Source organism: Syntrophobacter fumaroxidans MPOB, assembly GCF_000014965.1.
In the GTDB taxonomy this organism is placed as follows: Bacteria; Desulfobacterota; Syntrophobacteria; order Syntrophobacterales; family Syntrophobacteraceae; genus Syntrophobacter; species Syntrophobacter fumaroxidans.
The window spans coordinates 3122083-3145690 of sequence record NC_008554.1; the positions used below are offsets into that span (position 1 = coordinate 3122083).

The following is a 23608-nucleotide window of genomic DNA, read 5'->3' on the forward strand; positions in this document are numbered from 1 at the left end:
CTGATTCCGGGCTTTTTTGCCTTCATCGGGGAGCAATTTGGGGACCAATTTTGAGATTTACAGGGCAAAATCGGTCCGGTGGGCCGGTTCGATGAAGAACAGACGGGATCACTCCTGATAGTGAAGGCGAGGGGACCGGTTAAATCAGAACACGAAGGAAGAGTTTGGGCAGGAAGATCCCCGGCATTCGTAGGTTTTCCATTGCCTTCATCGAGCAGAAAATCGATTGAAAAAGAATGATCGATCAAATAGTCTTGAATTAGAAGGTTGAAATCGTGGCATCGGGATGGAAGGAGTCCTGGGGGCAATATGCTGAAGTTGCTCGAACACGCCGATAGTGTCCGCAAAGAGGTCGGGCGGCATATAAGTCAAGAGCACAAATCCGATCTGGGCCAATTCATGACGCCCGCGACGGTCGCCCGTTTTATGGCCTCGTTGTTTTCTTCTTCAACCCTGAGCACAGGGAGGGTCTTGGATGCCGGCGCAGGTGTAGGTTCATTATCGGGGGCTTTTCTTGATCGTGTTGTCCGCGGAGGCTTTGCCTTTCGCCGAGTCGAGGTCACGGCTTTTGAAATAGACGCAAGGTTGCGGAATCACTTGTCCCGGACACTTGCGAACTATCATGGCGAATTTACTCTGGATGCATCCGTCGTTGCGGGGGATTTCATTGAAGAGGCCGTACAGATGATCTTGAATGGAGGCCCGTGTTTTACTCACGCTATCCTGAATCCGCCATACAAAAAGATCAACAGTGCTTCCCGTCACCGCTCATTGCTGCGGCAGGTGGGCATTGAAACGGTCAATCTCTATTCCGCGTTTGTGGCTCTTGCCGTGAGACTAATGCAGCCGGGCGGTCAGATCGTTGCGATCATTCCCCGGAGCTTCTGCAACGGCCCCTACTATCGGCCCTTCCGGGAGCTCATTCTAGCCAGGACGGCTATCAAGCATATTCACTTGTTCGACGCTCGTGATCGCGCCTTCAAAGATGACGATGTTTTGCAGGAGAACATCATCATTTTGCTTGAGCGCGATGCCAGGCAAGGCATCGTAACCGTCACTACGTCGACCGATGATCGTTTCTTCGATATCCGCAGTCATGACTATCCGTTTGGCCGGATTGTTTTTCAGGACGATCCCGAGCACTTCATTCACATTCCGACATCCCCCGAGCAGAACCAAATCGAGTGTTCACCGCTTATCAGTTGTTCACTGGCCGATACTGGCCTTGAGGTCTCCACGGGGCCGGTTGTGGATTTCAGGTTAAGAGCTCATCTCCGAAAAATGCCTGAAAAAGGCACAGTGCCCCTCCTGTATCCTTGTCATTTCTCGGGATATGTCGTTGACTGGCCGAAATCGGGAGCGAAGAAACCCAACGCTATTCTTCGAAACCCCGAGACTGAAAGATGGCTGTATCCTAACGGCTGTTACGTCGTAGTTAAACGGTTTTCATCCAAGGAAGAGAAGCGTCGCATTGTGGCTAGCGTTGTTTATCCTGATGCCTTCGATAGCCCCGTGCTCGGTTTGGAAAATCACTTGAACGTTTTTCACCGGGGAAGACAGGGCCTTCCGGAGGATTTAGCTCGGGGTTTGTCGGTGTTTCTCAATTCCACTCAGATTGATGAGCAATTTCGACGGTTCAGCGGCCATACGCAAGTGAATGCGACCGATTTGAGGTTGCTCAAATATCCGAGCCGCGAAGTATTGACCCGTCTCGGCCTTTGGGCCAAGGCTCAAGGCCTCTTGACGCAAGACGGAATTGACAAAAAAATAGAAAGTTTGGCATGCGGAAAAAAGACAATATAGAAAGCGCACTGGAGATCCTCGCTGCTCTCGGACTTCCCCGAGCACAACAGAATGAACGTTCAGCGCTTTGCTTGTTGGCATTGCTTAATTTGATTCCTGGCAAGGCTTGGGCGCATTCGGAAAATCCACTTATCGGTATCACGCCCATGATGAAGTTCAGTGGCAAATACTATGGCAGGGAATACGCACCGAACACGCGTGAAACTTTTCGACGTCAGACGATCCATCAGTTTCTACAGGCAGGAGTAGCGTGCTACAATCCCGACAGACCAGACAGACCGGTCAACAGTCCCAAAGCCGTCTATCAGATATCACCCGAAGCGCTCGCCCTGTTGAAAACCTATGGCACGAACAAATGGCGGGCCTTTTTGAAGCGCTTTCTTGCGATCAGGAAGACCCTCGCGCAACGCTACGCAAACGAGCGCGTCCAAAAGCTGATATCGGTACGTGTCGCAGTCGATCAGAAGATCAGGATCAGCCCAGGTGAACATAGCGAGCTCATCAAGGCGATTATTGAGAGTTTTGCCCCGCGCCACGCCCCCGGTTGTAGATTGGTCTATGTTGGAGACACCGGTGAAAAATGGGGTTATTTTGATGAAAAGCTCCTGGCTGATTTGGGCGTCACAATCGATTCGCATGGGAAGATGCCTGATGTGGTTCTGTTCTACCCCGAAAAGCATTGGCTTCTGCTCGTTGAATCCGTCACCAGCCATGGTCCGGTTGACAGCAAGCGCCACACCGAATTGGCAGTGCTGTTTGCAGACTCGTCCGCCGGGTTAGTGTACGTGACGGCATTTCCTTCCCGCGCGGTCATGCAGCGCTACCTTTCTGAAATCGCGTGGGAAACGGAGGTCTGGATCGCGGATGCGCCGTCTCATCTGATCCATTTCAATGGACCTCGCTTCCTGGGGCCCTATGATGGTAAGCTCGGGGAAAAACCCAAACTGGCGGACAAAGGTCATCTTCTCCCAGAGTACAAAACCAATTGAAAATAACTTGCATTGTCGCTTGAAACATGATCAGAACCCCACAGCGCAGGATCAACATGGCGATTCCGGATTATGAGTCGATAATGCTACCCTTATTGAGGTTTGCCGGTGATGGCAAAGAGCATTCCGCCAAGGAGGCTGCGCAGGCTCTTGCCGTTGAATTTGCTTTGAGCGAGAGTGAATTGAAACAACTACTTCCGAGCGGCCGGCAAACGACCTTCGGCAACCGGATCGGATGGGCCGGGACATACCTGAAGAAAGCGGGTCTTCTTCAGTCATCCAGAAGGGGTATCTTTCAAATAACCGCACGTGGGCTCCAGCTCCTCGCGGAAAAGCCAATTCAGCTGAATAGTGCGTCTCTTCACCGTTTTCCCGGATTTGTCGAGTTCATAGAGGCACGAAAAGGGAAGGCGGCCATTCCATCCGATGATGACCCAATCAATCGCGAGACTCCGGAAGAAGTTATTGAAGCAGCCTATCAGCGGATTCGGCAAGACCTGGCTTCGGAATTATTGCAGACCATCAAGAACTGCTCGGCCACTTTTTTTGAGCGGCTTGTCGTGGATCTCATTGTGAAAATGGGGTATGGCGGCACAAGGAAGGATGCTGGTGAGGCCATCGGGAAAAGTGGTGATGAAGGCATTGACGGGATTATCAAAGAGGACCGTTTGGGGCTGGACATTGTATATATCCAAGCCAAAAGATGGGACAGCCAGGTTGGCCGGCCGGAAGTCCAAAAGTTTGCCGGGGCCTTACAGGGCCAACGGGCAAAAAAGGGCATCTTCCTTACAACATCCGCTTTCACAAAAGAGGCCAGAGATTACGTCTCCAGGATTGAAAGCAAAATCGTCCTCATAGATGGCGACTTATTGGCTCAGTTGATGATAGATTTCAACATAGGAGTAGCTGCTGTCGCCTCCTATGAATTAAAGCGCATCGATTCCGATTACTTTACCGAGGAATGACAGCGACAGACGGGGCTTCATTCCCCGGCCATTTTCTCTCATCCACCTCCACATACCCAAACTCAAACCTCTTCACCCCGCCGTCCTCCCACTCGCGGCCCGGGATTTGTCCACTCATCTCCGGCGGGCGGCCGAAACCGGTCGCAAGCGTCGAAAGAGGCAGTACAGGTCCTACCGGTTCATGAATTCACACGGCGGCCGGCCGGAACGGGGGCCAAAGCGGCTCCCGTCCTCCAGCAAAAGCATTCGCGGCGGGCCGGTTATACGCAACGGACCGGGCGCGGCGGATTCGGCAAGAATATGCCGCCGCGGCCGGTCCGACGACCTCGAAATCATTTGACCGCTTCAGCGCAATTGGACCAGTTCGAATACCCGTAAGCGTTAGGTTCCCCGTCGGACTCGTGGAAAGCCCTGACGTGGTAGGCGAAAGTGCCGGAAATCACCGAGTTGTCGAGGTAGACGTGGACGTTTGGCGCCGTGGTGGTCTTCAACACCCATGAAGCCGCGTCAGCGCAGAGAGCCTCCTTCCGGTACACCTGGAATCCCGTCTCGTTGCTGCTGCTGTCGGTCCACGTGAGATTGACGAAATCGACGGGGTTGGCGTTAAGCCCCGTGGGCTTCAAGGGAACGGCGGCGACCCGCGTGGCCGGGGAACAGGCGGCGCCGTTGCACGCAATGAGGTAGTAGCTGTAGACGGCGGAAGCCTCATTGCCCGTGGCCGTGCCGTCGGAGAAGGTCTCGGCGCCCGGCATCAGGGTTGCGCGGGTGTCCCAGGGACAGGAGAGGCAATCCCTGCGGTAGAGGAAGAAATTCGTTTCGTTGCTGGAGTTGTCCTTCCAGTAGACATCTATCTTATTGGGTCCCCGGGAGTACGCCTTCAGGTCGGAGGGCGAAGCGGGCGCCCCCGAGGGGCCTGTGGTCGCGAAGGCGCAATTGGAATACGCCGAATAGCCGTGAGCGTTATAGGCCCTGACCCGGTACGAGTGGGTGGAGTCAGCGACAAGGCCCGAGCGTGTGTACTGGACGACGTTGGGCCCAGTGGTGGCAATCGGCGTCCAGGCAGAACCGGAGGAGCACGAGCCCTCTTTGGTCTCCACCCTGTAACCCGACTCGAGGGTCGTGCCGTCGTTCCAGGAAAGCGTTATGGCCGAGGAGGATATGGCCGTGGCCGACAGTTTCAGGGGCGGAGTGTCGATCACGATGCCCGACCGGACCGGCCATACTCTCTGAAGCCCCGACGCGTTCTTCGAATTGTAGAGTATCCGGCCGTTCCCCATGTGCACCACCACCGCCTGGTCCGGGAGATCCACGTTGCTCGTGGAGGACCAGTACTTGGCGTTCTTCACGTTGATGAAGGGATGCACCGCCGGCAGAGCCGGGTTGCGCCGGGAGAAGTCCGTCAGGCTGTGGAGCTCCACGCGGTTCGGGAGACGCCAGTCGCTGAAGCCGAGGAAATTGTTGGCGTTGAGGCATTGGACATAGTTCAGCGCGCCCTGCCAGGTTTTCGCCGTGCCGGGTCCGCAGGCGGCAGGCCCCGGCGCGTTGGCGTTCCTCGTCCATACCAGCCCGGTCAGATCATCCCGGACCCCGCCGGTGAATGCCGTTGCCTTGAACCTCGGCACGGGCCATTTCACGCCTTTCTCGAGGGCTCCATCGTCGCCGGCGGCGTAGCTGGCGGTCTGCCCCGTCTTCCAGACATTTGCGGGATACACGCTGCTGGGGGCGCCGGACTGTCCTCCGCGCACCGGCCACACCGGGGATGGAAAGCCCTGGCTTTCGGAGAGCAGGGTGACCGCATTCCCGCCTGCCAGCAGGACGGTCCACTTGTAGTAGGTGTTGGCCGCATTGGAAGTCGACGTCAGAAACGGCTCTTCCACGGCAAAGAAGAATCCCTGCGAATTGAGCCAGCCGGCGACCTCCGACTCCGCGCCGTTCCTCAGGCTTTCGTATTCGTTGACGTTGGGAAGCCGCCAGTCCTGATAGCCCAGAAAACTGTGTGCGTTGAGGCAGGCGACCCTGGCCAGCGCCTCCGCCCAGTTGGTCACGGCGCTGTCACACACCCCGGCGATTTCCGGATCGACAACCACGGGCCAAGTCAGCCCCGTGAGCCTGTCCGTCTGCGTATTGTCCCCATTGTTCTTGAACCGGGTGCCGGGCCAGGCCACTCCCGCCCGAATCTCCCCGTCCTGTCCCGTGCCCGCGCAGGAAATCTCGGCTCCGCCGGTCGCGTAGCACTTTTTCTGGTTTGTTTTCGGGAGCTGGATCACTTCCGCGCGGACGTTGACCGCAACGAACATTATGCTCAAGAGTACGACCAATATGCTCATCTTCGCATTTCTGCACACGGCTTGTTCCTCCTCGTCTGAGAGCGTGTCGAATCATTCGCCGCAAATGTCACCCCCTGAAGGGCCGGCCCCCGGAGAAACGCGGAAAGATCGGATTCCCGCTTCTCTCGCGCGAAAATCCTCCGCACGGGCATGTTCTTCCATTTCCTTGAGCGTTCCCGGCTCACGGCGGATCGCCGGAATGAAGATCTTTCTTTTCACACTCGATTTCGAATCGTGCAGGGTGGACCAGGCGGCGGCGCAACCCAAGTCCCTGAGAGTGGGCCTGATGGAACCCTGCCTCCCTGCCTCTCTTTGTGCCGGGCCCTCCGGATATCTTCGGCCGGAGACCTTTCATGCTTCGTTGTGAGCCCCCGGCTCATGAAGGTGCGTCAAAAGTAGCGGGGGCAACCCCGTTATTCATATTAGCGTAATTTGGGCGGTTAATGATGTCAATTCCGAATCCGTTCATTACAACTTGTTCATCGACAGTCCGTGACGGTCCCGTTCCGGGGCTGCAGGGACGCTCTCGCGACCTTCCATTCGAACGCGCGCGGGCCGGGAAGTGAAGCCGGACCGGCTTTCCTGCGGCCGCTGTAACGGCGCCTTCTTCAATGGCCGGCCGGCCCCGATTTATCCATGCCCGGACATTTTTCTTTTAGCCCTGACCGACAGAACATAGTAATATCAACCGTTCGACTTCTTCCTCGCCTGGGGCTCGCCGCTCGCAGCCGGGACAACCCATTCAGGGAGAATCAGTGAGCATGCGGAAAACCGATACTCTCATTGGAAAGCAGATCGATCAGTTCCGACTCGACCAGTTCATTGCCCGGGGCGCCATGGGCGCCGTCTTCAAGGCGTTCGACGCGGTACTCGCCAGGACCATCGCTTTGAAGCTCATTCCCAAGGAGATCGAAGAAGGCCTGTCGGAAGCGGAAGTGTTCACGCGCGAAGAATCCAAGAAGCGCCTGATACAGGAAGCCAAGGCCGCCGGACGGCTGGCCCACCCCAATATCGTCACCATTCATTCTTACGGCGAGACCGATGAGTTCCAGTATATCTGCATGGAGTACGTGAGCGGGAAGACGCTCACGCAGGTTCTCAGCGAACGCAAGCCTCTGTCCGAAGAGGAGGCCGTCTCCATTTTTGTGCAGGTGCTGTCGGCCCTGGAAGCCGCCAACAAGGAAGAAATCATCCATCGGGACATCAAACCCGCCAACATCATGATCACCGACGAGAACCGGGTGAAAGTGATGGACTTCGGCATCGCCAAGCTGCCTTCCCTTTCCATGACCGTCACCGGAATGGTCCTGGGCACGCCTTACTACATGTCCCCCGAGCAGATCGCCGGGAAGAAGGTCGATATCCGTTCCGACATCTTTTCCGTCGGGACGGTTCTATACGAAGTCATGACCGGGGAGAAACCTTTCGTCGGGGAAAGCACCGCCACCATCACTTACAAGATCATGGCGCTCGATCCGACACCGCCCGCCGTGATCAACAGGAATCTCTCCCAGCCGATGGCGGACATCATCGTCAAGGCGCTCGCCAAGAACCCGGATCAGCGCTTCCAGACGCCCACGGAAATGATGCTCGCCTTGAGAGCACTCGTGCAAAGACCTCACGCGTACCCGGACGATGCCACGCTCGCCGGAACGGTGATCGGAGAACCGGACTTCGACCAGACGGTGAGGGCCGAAATACCGGAAGCCGTGAAGTCCGCCGCCCGGATCGGCTCCGTGCGGCCGCCGGGCCCGCGCCCACCGGAGCCCGCGCCGCCTCGGAGGATTTCACTGGACCCGAGAAAGCCCGCCGAACGCGAACCGCTCCGCAGCGACGGCACAGGGGCGCGCGTGTCGCCGTCTCCTGGCCCCGGAGAGGAACAGACGGACATCCCGGTCCTGACGCTGACGCAGGGTCCGGCCGGGAAACGCGGGGTAAAGATGAAAGGGCTCGGCATAGCCCTGTTGACGATCCTCGTCGCGCTCGCGGGATTCCTCGTCTACAGGTCGTTGAGGAGTCCCGGGGTGCCGTCGCCGAGGCCCTCCATCCCCCCTCCGACGTCGCGATCCGCGCCGGTCACCACGCGCGCCACCCAGCCGCCGCCCACCCCGACCACGGCGCCCCCGGCCACGATTCCCCCGGCGACATCCATGCCGCCCCTGGACCAGCTCACACCGGGCAAGGACAAGACCACGGCTTCCGTGGAACCGCTTCTCGTCGAGGCGCAGAATCAATCCGCGAGCAACCCGGCCGAGGCGCAGAAGCTTCTCGAGGAAGCGCTCCGCCTCGATCCGAACCGGTTCGAAACCATTTTGACGATGGCGCGGCTGCAGGCATCCAGAAAGGACTATTCGGCCGCCGTTCAATATTACCGGGACGCCGTGCGCGTCAACGGCAACGCCCCGGAGGCCTATTCCGAAATGGGTGCGCTCCAGCAGGCGCAGGGCGACTATGCGAGCGCCATCAGGAGTTACGAAGCCGGCCTGGCGCTGAGGCCCTCCCATCCTGACGAGCTGCTCGCGAACGTGGCATTCTGCCACGATAAGCTCAACAACCCCGATCAGGCACGGCGCTACTACGAACAAGCCCTGGAGATCAACCCCAACAACCGCGCGGCCCTCGCCTTTCTGGACAGCCTGAGTCCGGCGACGACGCAGCCGAAAACCCCCATCGCGTCGCCGCGGGCGCCGGACACCGACTCGCCCTCCCGGGCCGTCCGGGTGGAGGGGAAATACAACGTCGAGGGCCAGAACCCCAACGGCACATCCTATCACGGCACCGCCACGATCAAGCGGAGCGTGTCCGGGTACACCGTCACCTGGAACGTCGGCGGGAAGAGCTACACGGGCAGCGGTCCGCTGGTCGGCAGGACCCTCACCGTCAAGTGGCGAGGTTCCCGGGGCGCGACCGGGGCGGTGGTGTATACGGTCACCGCAACGGGCGTGCTCAAAGGGGTGTGGGGCCCCAACAGCTCGGGCCTGGAAACGCTCACGCCGATCAACTGAGCACGCGGGACGCCATTCGCCCGTCGCGCTCGCGCAAATGCCGTTTTGTCGTTTCCTGTTTTTCCGGTAACGCCTCGATCAGGCGTACTCTCGAATCCAAGACATCCGCGAGCGTGGTGCAGCCGTTTCGAGGAGCCTCTTCGAAGGGGTCCCCCGTTCGGAGGGGACCGGTCCGGTCTCCGCCGCGAGGGGAACTTCGATCCCGGGCCGGCGGGCACCGGTGTCTCCATGTATTTGAGGGTGAATGTTTATGTTTTTTTGCAGGATTGCCGTGTCTTGATTTGGATGGAAGAGAGCGTCCATTCGCGCGCGTCGGAGCCGACACCGAGGTGCGTTCAAGATGACGCTACACCTGCCCGTCGGGAGGTGTTGCGGGCAGGGATCCTCCCTACGGACCGATGTATCCGTCAGACGTAGGGGAGGACGGTATGTCCTCCCGCCAATGCACTCATCTTGAACACAATTCCCCATGGCGCCGGCGTCACCCGCGAAGCATGAAAACAGACTCTCGAGGGAGTCTATTTTCTAGGTAATTATCCATGATGCTGCGCTTCACCCGCGAAGCATGAAAACAGTTTCACCCGGGAATCCATTTTCCAGGTGACCGTGTGAAAATATGCGGCCTGTTGGCATCGGTCCATGGAGCGCTCCGCTCCATGAACCGTTTTAACCTGTTGAGTTCGACCCCGTCAAAAAGCGATCGAAGGAGCACGACGGATCATGATCAACCCGGAAAGCCTGGTTGGCAGGCAGATCGACCAATTCAGGCTGGATCAATACCTGGCAAGAGGGGCGATGGGGCTGGTGTTCAGGGCCTTCGACACCGTGCTGGTGCGCACGGTGGCCCTCAAGCTGATTCCCAAGGCCATCGAGGAAGGGCTGTCCAAGGAAGAGCTCGCCGCACGGGAAGAGGCGCGCAAAAGGCTGATCCAGGAAGCCAAGGCGGCGGGACGCCTGACCCACCCCAATATCGTCACCATTCATTCCTACGGCGAGTCGGAGGAGTTCGAGTACATCTGCATGGAATTCGTGACCGGGGAAACCCTGGCGCACATGCTGAGGGAACGCAAGGCCGTTCCCATCGAGGATGCGATTCCGATCGTGGAGCAGATACTGCTCGCCCTGCAAACCGCCAACCAGGAAAAAATCGTTCATCGGGACATCAAGCCTTCCAACGTGATGGTCACCCTCGACAAGCGGGTCAAAGTGATGGACTTCGGCATCGCGAAGCTGCCGTCTCTGTCGATGACCATCACCGGAACGGTCCTCGGAACGCCTTACTACATGTCTCCCGAGCAGATATCGGGGCAGAAGGTCGATATCCGCTCCGATATTTTTTCCCTCGGAGCGGTCTTTTACGAGATGCTGACGGGAGAGCGGCCCTTCGAGGCGGAAAACACCGCCACTCTGGCCTACAAGATCGTCCAGGTTGAGCCCATTCCGCCGAAGGTCCTGAACATCCACATTCCCTCGACGGTGGGGAGCATCATTTCCAAGGCACTCGCCAAGGATCCGACCTTGAGGTACCAGGCGCCCTCCGAGATGCTCAGGGACCTGAGGGCGCTCAAGGAGCAGCTCGCCTCCGGCAAGACGCACCACTCCGCGGCAACGGCCCCGGGTGCCGTCCGGGAGCCCGAACGAGCCAATGAACCGCCGAAGGCCGCTCCCGGTGGTGCGGCCGAGACGTGTCCTCCCGTGCCGTCCGCGCAAGCCGCGAAGCAGCCCGCTGCGATCCGCCCGCCCGAGAGCCCGCCCGCGGCTCCGACACCGGCGGTCAAGACCGTGAAGAAGGAAACGGACGTATCCGCTCCAACGCCGGCCGCAGCCCCTCCGCCGCCTCCCGCGCAAGGTTCTCCGCCCGGGAAGGAACATCCGGCCGATGTCGAAGCAAAGAGTCCTCTCCCGGTAGGGATGAAGGCGGCGGAAGAAGCCCGGTCCGGTTCGACGGCCACTCAACCGGCCTCCTTGAAGCGGAAAACCGGGGGGCTTCCCGGACTGTCGGTCGGCCGGAAAAAGCCCTCCAACGCGTTGCGCCTCGTTCCCGTTGGGGCGGCGGCGCTCCTGCTCGTGGTCGTCGGGTTCGTTTTCATGTCGAGAGACTCGGCCCGCCCTCCGCAGGCCGCCGGCCCCTCCGCCAAGACCGCGCAGAACGCCGCTCCAGCCGCCAAGACCCAGCCGCAGAAGGTTCCGGCGGCCAAACCGGCACCGGAAGCGGCTCCCATCGACGGGCGCGAAACACGGATGAAAGCCGACACCCTCGTTCTGCAGGCAAGAAACGTGTGGCAAGCCAACCCCGTCGGCGCCCAGAAGATTCTCGAGGAAGCCATCGGCCTGGATCCGAACAACTTCGAGGCGTACCTTCATCTGGCCCGGCTCATGACGCAGAAAAAGGACTACGCCAACGCCCTGCAGCACTACCAGAACGCCCTTCGCATCAACAACCGGGCGGCCGAGGTCTACTTCAACATGGGTTTCATTTTCCTGATGCAGGGCGACTACGACGCCGCAATGACCCATTACGAGGCATGCCGGGCACTGAACCCTCCCTACCAGGATGAAGTCCTGACGAATCTGGGCATGTGCCACCTGAAAAAGAAGAATCCCGCGCAGGCGCTGGAGCTTTTCAGACAAGCCCTGGACCTGAACCCGAGCAACAGCGTTGCCAAAAGCTACCTTGCCGGGCTTCCCGCGCCGACGCAGGATGCATCGCCCGGGCAGGATCCGCCGGGTCCTGCATCGGCCGCGTCCACGGCGGCGCAGTCGGGCTCGCCCGGAGGCGAACAGGCGGGGCAGTCCGCCGACGCCCTGGTTCTCGAAGCCAAGGACCAGATGCAGTCCGATCCCGCCCGCGCTCAGAAGCTCCTGGAAGATGCGGTGGGCATGGATCCGAATCATTTCGACGCCATTTTCCAGCTGGCCCGTCTCCTGACTCTGAAGAAGGACTATGCGGCAGCGGCCCAATACTATCTCGCCGCGCTTCGCATCAATCAGAAGTCCGCCGAAGTCTTCTTCAACCTGGGATACATCTATTTGAACCAGGGCGATTACGATCAGGCCCAGGCGAACTACGAATCGTGCCTTGCGCTCTCGCCTGCCTACAAGGACGAAATCCTGACCAATCTCGGAATAGTCCACTTGAAGAAGGACAATCCGGCCGAGGCCAGGTCAATGTTCAGGAGGGCATTGGACGCGAATCCCAGGAACAGGCTCGCCCAGAATCACTTGAACAATTTGACCAAGCAGGCGGCAAAGGGGAGCGCCGGCAAACCATGAACGTCGCGGTCCCGCCAGGAGGGACCGCACAACCGGCCCGCCGGCGGAGGCCGATGGCCGCAAGGCCATGAAAAGCCGGCAATTCCGTCCTGCCCGGGAATGACGACAATGACTTTCATGTTTCGTCGTGAACCACGGGTTCGCGGCGCGTTGGATTATGCCGGTTCGCGTTCCGGATCGCAAAAAAGGGGGATCGCGGGCGGGTCGGGCAGACGGGACTGACCTCGTTTCCTGCCGGGCTCGCGCACTTGCAGGGAACGGCTTTATGCCCTCCCGCCGAATGTCGCGCTCTTGAACGCAGGCCGGAAATGGAACGCAGCGGTTGCCGGCTCGCTGTGAACGAGGAATGAGCGCCGAGCGGAATCGCTTGTTTCAATCGACAATTTGCATAAGGGAAAGGAGAAATGGAAGATGAGCAAGGCCCTGAGAATCGTTTTGCTGATCCCGGTGATCGCCGCGCTTTTCTTTTGCGGATGTGCAACGACGGATCAATCGGCAAAACAGGAAAGTGCCGCGGCTCCGCCGCCGGCGGTTGAGGAACCCGAATTCATCTCCCACAAGGTCTATGCCGGCGAGACGATGGCTTCGATCGCCAAGTGGTACACGGGCAAGGAAAGCAAATGGCGCGAGATCGCCGAGGACAATCCCGGTCTGAATCCCAAGGCTCTCAAGCAGGGAGACCTTGTCAAGGTTCGAGTCTCGCTGGCGACCGCCCACACCGCGCAGCCTTCTCACTCCACGAGACCCAGGAAAGCGGCAAAAAAGAAGGCCGCCAGGCCCGGGACCGTCGAGGAAGACTCTTCCGCCCCGTCCGAAGATGAGGTATTCGGACCGAAGTGAGGGCGGCCCGCCGCTCGAACGCGCGGCGGAGTCGAGTGATTGCGCGGCGCGGCCCGTTTGCCCCCCGATGAGCGGGGCCGGGACCTCGGGCTGTGTTCCGCGCGGCCCCGCCTCAAGCTTTCCCCCGTTCATGCATCGCATCACCAGGGCGGGAGTTCCCCCTGCGCTCTTCCCCCGGAGAGCCCCGCTTTTCCCGAAAACCCGTATGCACCGCCCGGTGCACCGGGCCGCGAGCAGGAAAAGGCCGGCTCCCGCCGTAAACCCTCTCCCGAATCCGCCGCCCCCGGTTTCGCATGGCCTTCCCCCGACCCGCGGAGGCTCCGGGCGAATCTGCCGCAGCCGCGATTTTCATCCTTGCGACCGCGATCATAATCCTTTACTTTGGAGTCCTGATAAATCTGCGGTTCCCGGTCGTTCACCCGCATGAATACAAAGAGCTGCAGCTCTTCCGCTCGGAAGAGGCAAGGTGAAAGAGTGTTCAAGATAGCCTGCCATGGCAAATCCGACGTCGGCTTGAAGCGGACGAACAACGAGGATTCGTTTGCCGTCGAGCAGAACCTGGGAGTTGCGGTGCTCGCGGACGGCATGGGGGGTGCCGCCGCAGGGGAGCTGGCGAGCCGTTTTTTCACCCGTGCGGCTCTGGAAGTCTTCTCGTCGGCGGACAGCAATGATGATTCCAACAATCCGGACCCGATCGAGCGAACCTTCACTCTGGCCAACCGGAAGATACTCGACCACGTCAAGGAAAACCCCGAACACCGGGGAATGGGCTGCACAGCGGAACTGCTGGCCTTCAAGGGGCCCCGCTATTGCCTGGGGCACGTGGGAGACAGCCGGACGTACCTGTTCCGGAACGGGCAGCTGACGCAACTGACACGCGACCATTCCTTCGTGCAGGACCTCCTGGACAAAGGCGTGATCACTCCGGAGGAGGCGCGGGTCCATCGCTTTCGGCACGTGATTCTGAGGGCGGTGGGAACATCGGAATCCCTTTCCGTGGATGTCATGCGAGGGGAGGTTGCCTCCGGCGACCTTTTTCTCCAGTGCTCCGACGGCCTGACGGACATGGTGGAGGACGACCTTATCGTGCAAATCCTGGCGACGGGCGACCCGCTCGGCGTCAAGGCCGAGAAGCTGATCTCGGCGGCGAACGCGGCCGGAGGTTACGATAACGTCACGGTGGTTTTGAGCGAGGTTGTGCCCGTGGTCTGAGGGTTCGGACCGTTTTACCCGCGTTCGGCAATTCCCCTTCCCTGCAAGCCGGCAGGCGCCGGTCGAACTCCTTCTCCGTTTGCACGTCCGAACGGAGGCGCGCTCGACGGCCCGGCCCCCCCCAAATCCAGGCAAGATCATCGTCGGCCGGCGCAATCGGGATCCCCCTTGCTTTCCCGCCCGGGGTCACTATTTTGAAAGCACATCGGTGCTCCGTGCCGGACGGAACGCTTTCGTGGCGGGGCGGCGGATAGGATCGTCGCTCGCGGAAAGAAGCGTGAACCATGATCACCAGCTTTTTTCTCCAGGAAGAGGGTTCAAGAGTCATCCACCGGGTGAGCCTGCCGTGCGTGATGGGTCGCGAAGAAGGGGTGGACCTTCGGTTTGCCGACCCGACGGTTTCGCACCGCCATGCCCTCATCTCGGAGGAAAACGACCATATCTGGATCGATGACCTGGGGAGTCTCAACGGCATCTACGTGAACGATGTGAGGATCGAGGACAAGGCGCCGCTCAAACCCGGAGACACCATCCGGCTGGGACGCTTGACTTTCTCGGTGTGCAGGTCCTACGAGGAAGTGGCCGGAGACACCATCGCCTTCCCGAGCCTGCACACGATGGGCGACCGCAGGCTCGATCGCCAGCGACTCAAGTGGATCTACGAAATCACCGTCGAACTGTCGGAGAAACAGGACCCCGCTTTGCTCGGAGAGAGGTTCTTTTCCCGGCTGAAGGATATTTATCAGCAGGACCAGGGCTATCTCGGGGTTTTCAAGGAGGACGGCTCGCTGGAATCCGTCTTTTCCGACGCTTCCCTCGACAGCGTGCCCGTCAGCCGGAGCATCGTCGACCGGTTGCTGCAGAACGGGGAGTCGTTCATCCTGGAGGATGCGCTGGGCGGGGAGGCTCTAAACAAGGATGCGGCAGCGCTGGAAATGAAGATCAGGTCGGCGTTGTGCGTACCCCTGCTTTATCACAACCAGATTCACGGGCTGATCTATCTCTCGCGGAGCGTTCCCGGCGCGTACAGCCACGAAGACCTGGAATTCCTGAGAACCGTCTCGTGCGTCCTCGCCCCGATGGTTGAAAACGCGCGCCTCTGGGCCGAGATCAAGGGCCTGTATGCCTCCACCGTGGATAGCCTCAAGGAGACCCAGTCGCGGTTGATCGAGGTGGAGCGGGCGGCCGCCTATGCACGGCTGGCCCAGGCCATGGCGCACGAAATAAGAAACCCTCTCATGGTGATCGGCGGGATGGTGAGGAGGATGCGGCGGCCGGCCCCGGATGAGCCGGAAGGAGCCGGGATGCAGGCCGTCATGAGCTCCGTGGAAAGAATCGAGACCGTCCTCAGGGAGGTGGACGGCTTCGTCAAGCTTCCTCCTCCAACCAAGCAGTTGAGAAAGATCGATTCCCTCATCCTCGAGGAAATCCGGCAGCACGATCGGGACTGGAAGGAAAAGGACATCCGCCCTCAACTGGTGGTGGGCACTTCCCACCTGATGATTCCCATCGACGATACCCTCTTCCGGAAGGCATTGTCCCTGATCTTCAGGGAATCCCTGTCCAACGTTCCCCGCGGATCGGAATTGAGCATATCGATCCGGGACCGCGGCGGCGAGCTCGAAATCGAAATCGGCCGTCGGGCCGACAGGACGGTCTACTGCGAGGCTTTCGATCCTGCCCTTCAGCACAAGCCATGGGTCCTCGACCTGTTCCTGAACATGGGCCACAAGATCATCGCCGACCAGGACGGGAAGCTTCTCCTGGATCGACATTCCAGCTCCGTGTTCCCGATGGTCATCCGCTTGCCGAGGATCGTGAAACCATAGCAGGCTCCGTGCCGCTCCCCGCATCGCGGGAACGATCGCCTTCAAGGCCGGCGGGGCGGACGGAACCCGTAACGTTCAGGAAGAGAGCGCTCGATGGACGAGCCGATCACCATCGATGGTTCCATGGGAGAAGGTGGAGGACAGGTGCTGCGCACTTCTCTCGCCCTTTCCATGAGTACCGGCAGACCTTTTCGCATTGTCAACATTCGGGCGCGTCGCAAGCACGGCGGCCTGCTCAGGCAACATCTCACCGCCCTCAACGCGGCCGCGGAGGTGAGCCGGGCCAGGGTGGACGGGGCGGTCCCGGGCAGTGTCGAAGTGACGTTCGAACCACGAAACGTGCTCCCGGGCTCGTATCGATTCTCCGTGGGAACGGCCGGCAGTGCGACCCTGGTGCTCCAGACCGTGCTGCCGGCGCTTGCAACCGCTTCCGCAAAATCCCGCCTGGTGCTGGAAGGCGGAACACACAATCCGTGGGCCCCACCCTTCGATTTCCTGGAGAGAACCTTCATCCCGTTCCTGAAACGCATGGGACCGGACGTATCCTGTCAACTGGAAAGGCCCGGGTTCTACCCCGCGGGCGGCGGGCGCTTCATCGTCGAGGTCTCTCCGGTCGCGAGGCTGTCGCGGGTCAGCCTGCTCCATCGCGGCGCGATCAGGCGGAGCGGGTGCCGCGCCGTGGTCGCCCACCTGGACATGAACATCGGGCACCGGGAAGTCGGAGCGGTGTGCAGGGGATTGGGCTGGAGCCCGGATTGGGCGGAGGTTACGGCATGCCCCGAGTCCACGGGGCCCGGCAATGTTCTGATCGTTGCGATCGAGAGCGAGCACATCACCGAGATCTTCACCGGTTTCGGAGCGCGCGGGGTGCCCGCCGAACGGGTCGCCGCGGGAACCGTCGAGGAGGTGCGACGATACCTTGCCGCCGGAGTGCCGGTGGGGGTGCACCTTGCCGATCAAATCCTTCCGCTGCTGGCCCTGGGGGGCGGCGGATCGTTCCGGACGGTCGCCCCGTCGCCCCATACGATGACGAACATCGATGTGATCGAACGGTTCCTGGACGTCAGGATCGAATGCGCTCGCATTGCCGATGATATTTGGGAAATCACCGTTGAGCACGCACGCGGCCTCGACTCCGGGACCCAAGCTTGAAATCGCCTGGAACCACGAGGGCCGTCGGCGAATGCGCCGCAAAGGATGATCGATGGTGACGATCCGGGATCTCCTGAACCGAATCCGCTGGGACCGGGAATTCGGGGCGGGTTTTTTCGAGTTGGGATACCTGGACCACGTGGAGCACGCAATCGTCCGCGTGCCGTTCAGGAATATCTTTTTTGAAGAAGGGGACTCGTTCTCGTTTCACCTGGAAAAGGAAACGGGGGAAACCCTCACCATCCCCCTGCACCGGGTCCGGGAGGTTTATCGGAACGGCATCCGGATATGGCAACGGCCAGGTGGGTGACCGACGGAGCCGGCTGCGCCGCGGTTCGCCGGGGAATGCCCCCCGACCGAGGCCATGCGCGCAATCCGGACCGTGAAAAGACGTTACACCGTCATGCGCCCGCCTGTGCGAATCCTCCGGCGGTGCATGGCTCTCTCGTCGAACGCTCAGTTCGGAACCGACGGCACCGGGCGACCATCCGCCCCTATTTCGTATGACCGGGAAGCTTGAGGGTCGTGCAGCTCTTCCCGGGCGCGCAGGTCCTGGTCGTGGCGCTGGGAGACGAATCCCGTCCCGATGAAGAACCGGACGAGCCCATGGCATAATTCACGCTGCTCATGACCCGCTCCAGATCGTCTCCCCCGCATTCCTCGCACTTCATGTCGATTTCCCGGTCGGAACCCGTCATGATGAATTCCCGGATATGTCCGCACTTGGTACAACGAAATTCATAGATCGGCATGACCTCTCCTTTGCCCTTTCCGCCGGACGCCCGCCGCCCCCCTTGGCCGCGGGGGGATCGCGTGTTCGAAGAAGGCGGCCGGAACCCCGTCGAGAACCGGGAGGGCGCTCAAATGTGCCCACAGAGACCGTGGGTGCGACGCGGTTTTCTTAACAAATGGGATGAAACGTGTCAATCCGCCTGACGACATCCTGTCGTGGCGACATCCGCGTGACGACATCCGCGTGACGCGCATGTGAGCTTGCGGTTCTGAAGAACCCGGCTTGCATCTCGCCGCGGGTGGGCGGCTCACAATGGAATGTGAAGCCGGTTTCCGTGTCCCGGGCGATAGGGTGAAGCGTGAAATAAGTCTTATAGGTCCTATTAAGCACATAGGACTTATATGCCCATCCCTCCCGCCGGGGATGGGGAAGGAGGGAAGGCCAGGCACAAAACCGGAGCGCGCCGCCGTTTTCCTCGGCCAAGATGGTTTATCTCGAGCCGGGGATGGGGTACAATGGTTCACCCGTCGATTTCACGGGAAAAACATCCAGGAGAAGAACCCTCTCATGAGTGAGACCGAGCAGAATCAAACCATTATCGACAGCCATCCCACCGAATGGGATGAAGCGGATTTCCGGAGAAACTGGTCCCAGTTCCTGCAGATGCTGGTCGGCGAGAATGAAAACGCGCTTCCGTTGAAACGCATCCAGTACCAGGTGGAGCAGAGCCCCATCTACAAGGAAGTGCTGGTCAGGTGGTCCGGGTTGAGCGGGGCGGAGCGGCTGGGCGCCTGGAAAAGACTCCTTCAGGCCGCCGAGGAAGTCTCTCGCGAGGTACTCCCGGCGTGCGTCCAGTGCGGTACCTGCTGTCGCAAGGGAAGCCCCTCGCTGCAACTCGAGGATCTCGAGCTGCTTCAAACCGGCAGGATCCCCTGGAACCAACTGGTCACCCTGCGCCGCGGCGAACCGGTCCAGTCGCCTTTTGACCGCAAGCCGTTCTTCCTCCTGGACGAACGCATCAAGATACGCGAGCGGGCCGACTCGCAGGAGTGCGTCTTCTTCAACGCCGATACATGCCTGTGCGCCATTTACGCGGACCGGCCCGTCCAATGTCGGGCGCAGGCCTGCTGGGATCCCGCTCCGGCGCAGGACCTCGCGAAACAACCGTATCTGACCCGCCGGGACATTTTCAAGAACGTCGACCTGCTGCTCGAAATCATTGTGGAGCACGACAAACGATGCTCTTTCCGGAAATTGAACGATGCCTTCGACCGGTTGATCGAGACAAAAGGCGAGACGGTCGGGGAGGTTCTCGAAATCCTGTCTTACGAGGAACACTTCCGGAACTTTATCGGCGAGAAACTGAAAGTGCCCTCCGGCCAGGTCGAGCTCGTGTTTGGAAGGAGTCTCACCGACCTTGTACCGCTTTTCGGTTTCAGAGTCATCGAAGAGCCGGACGGCAGCCGGTGCCTGGTTCCCGAGACCGCCTGACACAATTTTGCGTTCACGATGAATACATTGGGCAGGTGTTGTGCATCTTGAACGCACCTCGGTATGACCCGTTGCCGGGCTTCGCACGCCTTCCGACGGACGGCTATTTTCGGTCGGGCTTGATCCAGGTTCCAACCCCCGCGTAGTCCTGAACCACGGCCTTCAGTTCTTTTCTGCGCTGCAGGAACCGGTCTTTCATGCCCCGGAGCCATTCCGCGTGCTCGAGGACGCTCTCGCGCGTGTGGAAGAACGGGTGGTCCCCCGGCTGCGTCGCGACCGTGAGCCGTCCCTCCCGCCATTCACAGGACCCGGTGCTGCTGCACAACAGGCACCGGACGCGCCCGTCCGGAAGAAAACGGAACGAGTCGGCACCGCACACCGAGCACGCCGGAACGCCGGCAACGCGCTCCTCTTTCCCCGGTTTTTCAATGGCCTGCGCCAGGCGCCTCGCCTCCGACCTCCCTCTCTCCCCCAGCAGGACTTCGCCGGGCAGCGCCCCGTAGAGAACCGTCGAGCCGCGCAAATCCCCCATCGTGAACTTGACGAAACCCTCCACGGCCAGCTTGGTGCGCCCTTCCATCCCTTCGATGCCGGCAATTGCGGCGGCCACGGCGGGCTTTCCCCAGAGCGCGGCCACGTGTCCGTAAAAGGCGAGTCCCCTGTCCAGGAAGCGCTTCAACCCGGCATTGGCATCGAGCAGGTAGGCGGGGGAAACAACCGCATAGGCGCTGCACTCGAGCAACGCGTCCAGGGCAATGTGGAAATCGTCGTCCTGAATGCACTTCATCTCGCCGAACAGGCACTGATAGCAGGCTCGGCAGGGGCGGATATCCATCTCGGGCAGGCGCATCAATCGCAGCTCCCAATCGCCGGACAGCTGCCGGTAGATCTCCTTGACGAGGATTTCCGAATTACCGTGCTTGCGGGGTGAGCCGATGATGCCGAGCAGAATGGAAGAGGAGCTCATAGACGATCCTTCGCGGGGTTAGCGTGAACGAACCTCCAAAAAAAAAGCCAACCGGAGGGGCTAGGACCGGTTAGCTTTTGAGGAGGAAAGAGTTGGTTTCTCTTGCACCCGATTTACTATGCAAGATAGATGCCATCAAACCCTTTGTGCCGCATCCTCTTCCCTTGCGGCTTTACGCCATGCTTCACGCTACCTGAGCCGTACGCATTGTGCGCCGGAATCACGCCATCCGGCCCAAAATCGCGCCTCAATCACGCCACAATCGCGTCATCCCCTCGTGCCGATTCCCCTGCAAAGTCTCGGAACAGGAGATCAACCGAAGGTTTCCCGCAGTTCCTCGATTTCGGTGATCGGACTTGTGCAGGCAAATTTTTCGCAGATGTAGACGGCCGGATTGCCGCCCGGAGCGACGAGCCCCGCGGTGTACGGGGCGAGCTCGGCCAGCCTGGCTCCGCTCTCCGGGGTCCCGCGCAGGAGGACCACGGTGTTGGGCACAAAACCGCTCCCGACGATCTTCATCATTTCGGCGGTGGTTGCGTTGTCGGGAGACCCGGCGATCACGACTTCCCGGGTCGGGCCGGCGGCGAAATCGACGGCATGGAGAAACTGGGTGTAAGCGGAAGGATAATCCCGAACCGTTTCGGAGAATCTACGAAGCAGCCGGTCCGCTTTCTCCTCGAACCGCACGGCGCCGACCATGCGCCCGAGGCGCAGGAGGTTCAGCGCCGCCGCTGAATTGCTCGACGGCACCGCGCCGTCGTATATTTCCCGTTCGCGCACGATGAGGTTCTCCCCGTCGTTGGGGGTAAAGAAGAACCCCCCCTCGGCGTCATCCCAGAACAGGTCGATCATGAGATCCTGGAGCTTCACGGCCTCCTCAAGGTACCGCACGTCGAAGGCGGCCTCGTAGAGCTCGATCAACCCCCATATGAAGAAGGCGTAATCGTCCGCATAGGCATGGATCGCGGCTTCGCCTTTCCGGTAGCGGCGATGGAGCCGTCCGGAATCCCTTCGCATCCTGTCGAGGATGAAATCCGCGGCGCGTGAAGCGGCTAGGGCGTATGAACGGTCTCCCAGCGCCCGGGACCCTTTGCTCAGGGCGGCGATCATCAACCCGTTCCAGGAAGTGAGGATCTTGTCGTCTTTCAGCGGGTGCACACGCATCCGGCGGGCTTCGAACAACAGGCGCCTTCCCTTTTCGAGCAGGTCCTCAAGACCCCCGATTCCCGGCTCATCACGGTCGGAAAGGGAATCCGCGAGCTCCGCAAGGTGCGGGATGCTCCGCCCGTCCTCGAAGTTGCCCTCCGGGGTGATGTCGAAGAACCGGCAGAACGTTTCCCCGATTTCATTTCCCAGCAGGGCATTCACCTCCGCCGGGGTCCAGACGTAGAAACGGCCTTCCACCCCTTCGCTGTCGGCGTCTTCGGCCGAGTAGAAACCGCCGTCCGGATCCGTCATGTCGCGCAGCACGTATTCGAAGATCTCGCGCGCAACCCGGCCGTGGCGTTCCCTGCCCGTTACCTGGAAGGCCTCCAGGTAGGCCAGGGCCAGCATGGCCTGGTCGTAGAGCATCTTCTCGAAGTGGGGGACAAGCCATTTTTCATCCACGGAGTAGCGGTGAAAGCCGAAACCGACCTGGTCGAAGATCCCGCCGTCCCGCATGCCGTCGAGTGTTTTCTCGACAATGGCAAGGGCGTCGGACCAGGGATTTCTCCGGTGCCACCTGAGAAGAAAAGTGAGATGGTGGGGGGTGGGGAACTTCGGTTTGGAACCGAAACCGCCCCAGGTGGCGTCGAAGGCCCGGCTGAGCCGGCTATAGGCCTCTTCCAACACCTCGGGTCCGGGGAGGGAGCCGACGGTTTGCACGGGCCTGGGCTGAATCGACTCGGTGATCTGCCTGCCGGCCTCCAGGAGCCGTTCGCGGTCATTTTTCCACATGTGCACGATGCGCCGGATCACATCCGTGAAACCGGCCATTCCCAGGCGGGCGTGCTTGGGAAAATAACTGCCCGCAAAGAAGGCGTTCTTCTCCGGTGTCATGAAGACGGACAGAGGCCACCCGCCGCTCCCGAGCAATGCCTGGCACACGGTCATGTAAATTTGATCGATATCCGGCCGTTCTTCGCGGTCGACCTTGACGGCCACCACGTGCTCGTTCAACAGCGCCGCCACCTCCTCGTCCTCGAACGACTCCCGCTCCATGACGTGGCACCAGTGACAGGTGGCATACCCGATGGAGAGGAAGACGGGTTTGTCTTCCTCTTTGGCTTTCCTGAAGGCTTCCTCCCCCCAGGGGTACCAATCCACCGGGTTGTCGGCATGTTGCAGCAAATAGGGACTCTTTTCCGCGCTCAGACGATTTGGCATCAGCATGACTCCGGCGTGTTCGATTCGAAGATCACGGAGACACGGAAGGGCCGCGAGGCTTGTCCTTCCGGAGGCTCCTCACGAGAGCAGGACAGGGATACGGGACAGGGAGAGCTCGAAAGATGACGTCGCAATGAACGGGCAAATCAGCGCGGGGCCTTGGACCCCGCGGAACCCTCGAAGGCGCATTTGCTGAAATCGACCTCTTTCTTGCATCCCGGGCAGATCCGCGGCCGGTCGAATTCGTCCGAGAAGATCTCGAGCGTCTTCCCGCATTCGGGACATTTGCATTCAAACGAGCTCAGGTTCTTGAAACTCTCCCATCCCGGGCAACTTCTTGGAGTACTCATCCTTCCCCTCCCTGAGAGCCGCTGCAGGGCGGTCCCGGCCGGGGACCCGCCTCCGCGCGGTCCTGCAACGATCGGTTCAACCCTGGTCTTTCTCTTCCACTTCTTCCACGTGCAACCTGCCCTTGTGCTTCGTCCCGCAACTCGGGCACAAAACCTCGATCTCCGTATCCGGGCCGGCGTACTTCGCCCTCATCTCCTCCGAAGGAACAAACGATACGTCCCCGCACGCACACTGGGGACACTGCCCTCTCACGACATGCCTGATCTTTTTCGCCATGCTCATTCACCTCTCTGAACCCGATGGT

General features: G+C 60.3%; 17 protein-coding genes. 11 read left to right on the top strand and 6 right to left on the bottom strand.

Annotated elements, in window-relative coordinates:
* Positions 1-309: 309 nt before the first annotated feature.
* The 3 genes from SFUM_RS13095 to SFUM_RS13105 are packed head-to-tail and all read left to right on the top strand — an operon-like array spanning position 310 to position 3757.
* The gene (locus tag SFUM_RS13095) at positions 310-1803 is read left to right on the top strand and encodes an Eco57I restriction-modification methylase domain-containing protein (protein WP_011699378.1); all 1494 of its coding nucleotides are present in this window, start codon (positions 310-312) and stop codon (positions 1801-1803) included.
* Positions 1782-2792, top strand: a complete 1011-nt coding sequence (locus SFUM_RS13100; RefSeq protein ID WP_011699379.1) for a BsuBI/PstI family type II restriction endonuclease — start codon at positions 1782-1784, stop codon at positions 2790-2792. The genes SFUM_RS13095 and SFUM_RS13100 overlap by 22 nt, the downstream gene beginning before the upstream one ends.
* A gap of 56 nt (positions 2793-2848) precedes the next feature.
* Complete coding sequence (locus SFUM_RS13105; protein WP_011699380.1) at positions 2849-3757, top strand: restriction endonuclease; 909 nt, start codon at positions 2849-2851, stop codon at positions 3755-3757.
* 332 nt (positions 3758-4089) lie between these two features.
* On the opposite strand, the gene SFUM_RS13115 is transcribed toward SFUM_RS13105, so the two are convergent.
* Positions 4090-6102, bottom strand: coding sequence for an Lcl domain-containing protein (locus tag SFUM_RS13115; protein WP_011699381.1), 2013 nt, complete (start codon positions 6100-6102; stop codon positions 4090-4092).
* 743 nt (positions 6103-6845) lie between these two features.
* Between SFUM_RS13115 and SFUM_RS21840 the strand changes: the two genes are divergently transcribed.
* The 7 genes from SFUM_RS21840 (at position 6846) to SFUM_RS13155 (ending at position 17705) form a co-directional block, all read left to right on the top strand.
* Positions 6846-9089, top strand: coding sequence for a protein kinase domain-containing protein (locus SFUM_RS21840; RefSeq protein ID WP_011699382.1), 2244 nt, complete (start codon positions 6846-6848; stop codon positions 9087-9089).
* 720 nt (positions 9090-9809) lie between these two features.
* The gene (locus SFUM_RS21845; RefSeq protein ID WP_011699383.1) at positions 9810-12362 is read left to right on the top strand and encodes a serine/threonine-protein kinase; all 2553 of its coding nucleotides are present in this window, start codon (positions 9810-9812) and stop codon (positions 12360-12362) included.
* A 411-nt stretch (positions 12363-12773) separates the two neighbouring features.
* Entirely contained in the window at positions 12774-13202 is a 429-nt protein-coding gene (locus tag SFUM_RS13130; RefSeq protein ID WP_011699384.1) for a LysM peptidoglycan-binding domain-containing protein, read from the top strand.
* Positions 13203-13676: 474 nt separating this feature from the next.
* The gene (locus tag SFUM_RS13140; RefSeq protein WP_011699386.1) at positions 13677-14414 is read left to right on the top strand and encodes a Stp1/IreP family PP2C-type Ser/Thr phosphatase; all 738 of its coding nucleotides are present in this window, start codon (positions 13677-13679) and stop codon (positions 14412-14414) included.
* 284 nt (positions 14415-14698) lie between these two features.
* Entirely contained in the window at positions 14699-16243 is a 1545-nt protein-coding gene (locus tag SFUM_RS13145) for an FHA domain-containing protein (RefSeq protein ID WP_011699387.1), read from the top strand.
* A 93-nt stretch (positions 16244-16336) separates the two neighbouring features.
* On the top strand, positions 16337-17395 hold the full coding sequence (gene rtcA, locus SFUM_RS13150) for an RNA 3'-terminal phosphate cyclase (RefSeq protein WP_011699388.1): 1059 nt from the start codon (positions 16337-16339) through the stop codon (positions 17393-17395).
* 52 nt (positions 17396-17447) lie between these two features.
* Positions 17448-17705, top strand: a complete 258-nt coding sequence (locus tag SFUM_RS13155; protein ID WP_011699389.1) for a DUF504 domain-containing protein — start codon at positions 17448-17450, stop codon at positions 17703-17705.
* A 184-nt stretch (positions 17706-17889) separates the two neighbouring features.
* On the opposite strand, the gene SFUM_RS13160 is transcribed toward SFUM_RS13155, so the two are convergent.
* Entirely contained in the window at positions 17890-18147 is a 258-nt protein-coding gene (locus tag SFUM_RS13160; protein ID WP_011699390.1) for an FmdB family zinc ribbon protein, read from the bottom strand.
* A 548-nt stretch (positions 18148-18695) separates the two neighbouring features.
* Between SFUM_RS13160 and SFUM_RS13165 the strand changes: the two genes are divergently transcribed.
* Positions 18696-19619, top strand: coding sequence for a YkgJ family cysteine cluster protein (locus SFUM_RS13165; protein WP_041440509.1), 924 nt, complete (start codon positions 18696-18698; stop codon positions 19617-19619).
* 103 nt (positions 19620-19722) lie between these two features.
* Here the strand turns inward: SFUM_RS13165 and SFUM_RS13170 are convergent, their stop codons facing one another.
* From SFUM_RS13170 to SFUM_RS13185, 4 genes are all read right to left on the bottom strand, one after another.
* A complete protein-coding gene (locus SFUM_RS13170) occupies positions 19723-20586 on the bottom strand; it encodes a flavodoxin family protein (protein WP_011699392.1) in 864 nt (287 codons plus the stop codon).
* A gap of 312 nt (positions 20587-20898) precedes the next feature.
* Entirely contained in the window at positions 20899-22953 is a 2055-nt protein-coding gene (locus SFUM_RS13175) for a thioredoxin domain-containing protein (RefSeq protein WP_011699393.1), read from the bottom strand.
* Positions 22954-23099: 146 nt separating this feature from the next.
* Complete coding sequence (locus tag SFUM_RS13180) at positions 23100-23303, bottom strand: hypothetical protein (protein ID WP_041440513.1); 204 nt, start codon at positions 23301-23303, stop codon at positions 23100-23102.
* 76 nt (positions 23304-23379) lie between these two features.
* A complete protein-coding gene (locus tag SFUM_RS13185) occupies positions 23380-23580 on the bottom strand; it encodes a hypothetical protein (RefSeq protein ID WP_041440515.1) in 201 nt (66 codons plus the stop codon).
* Between the last annotated feature and the right edge of the window lie 28 nt (positions 23581-23608).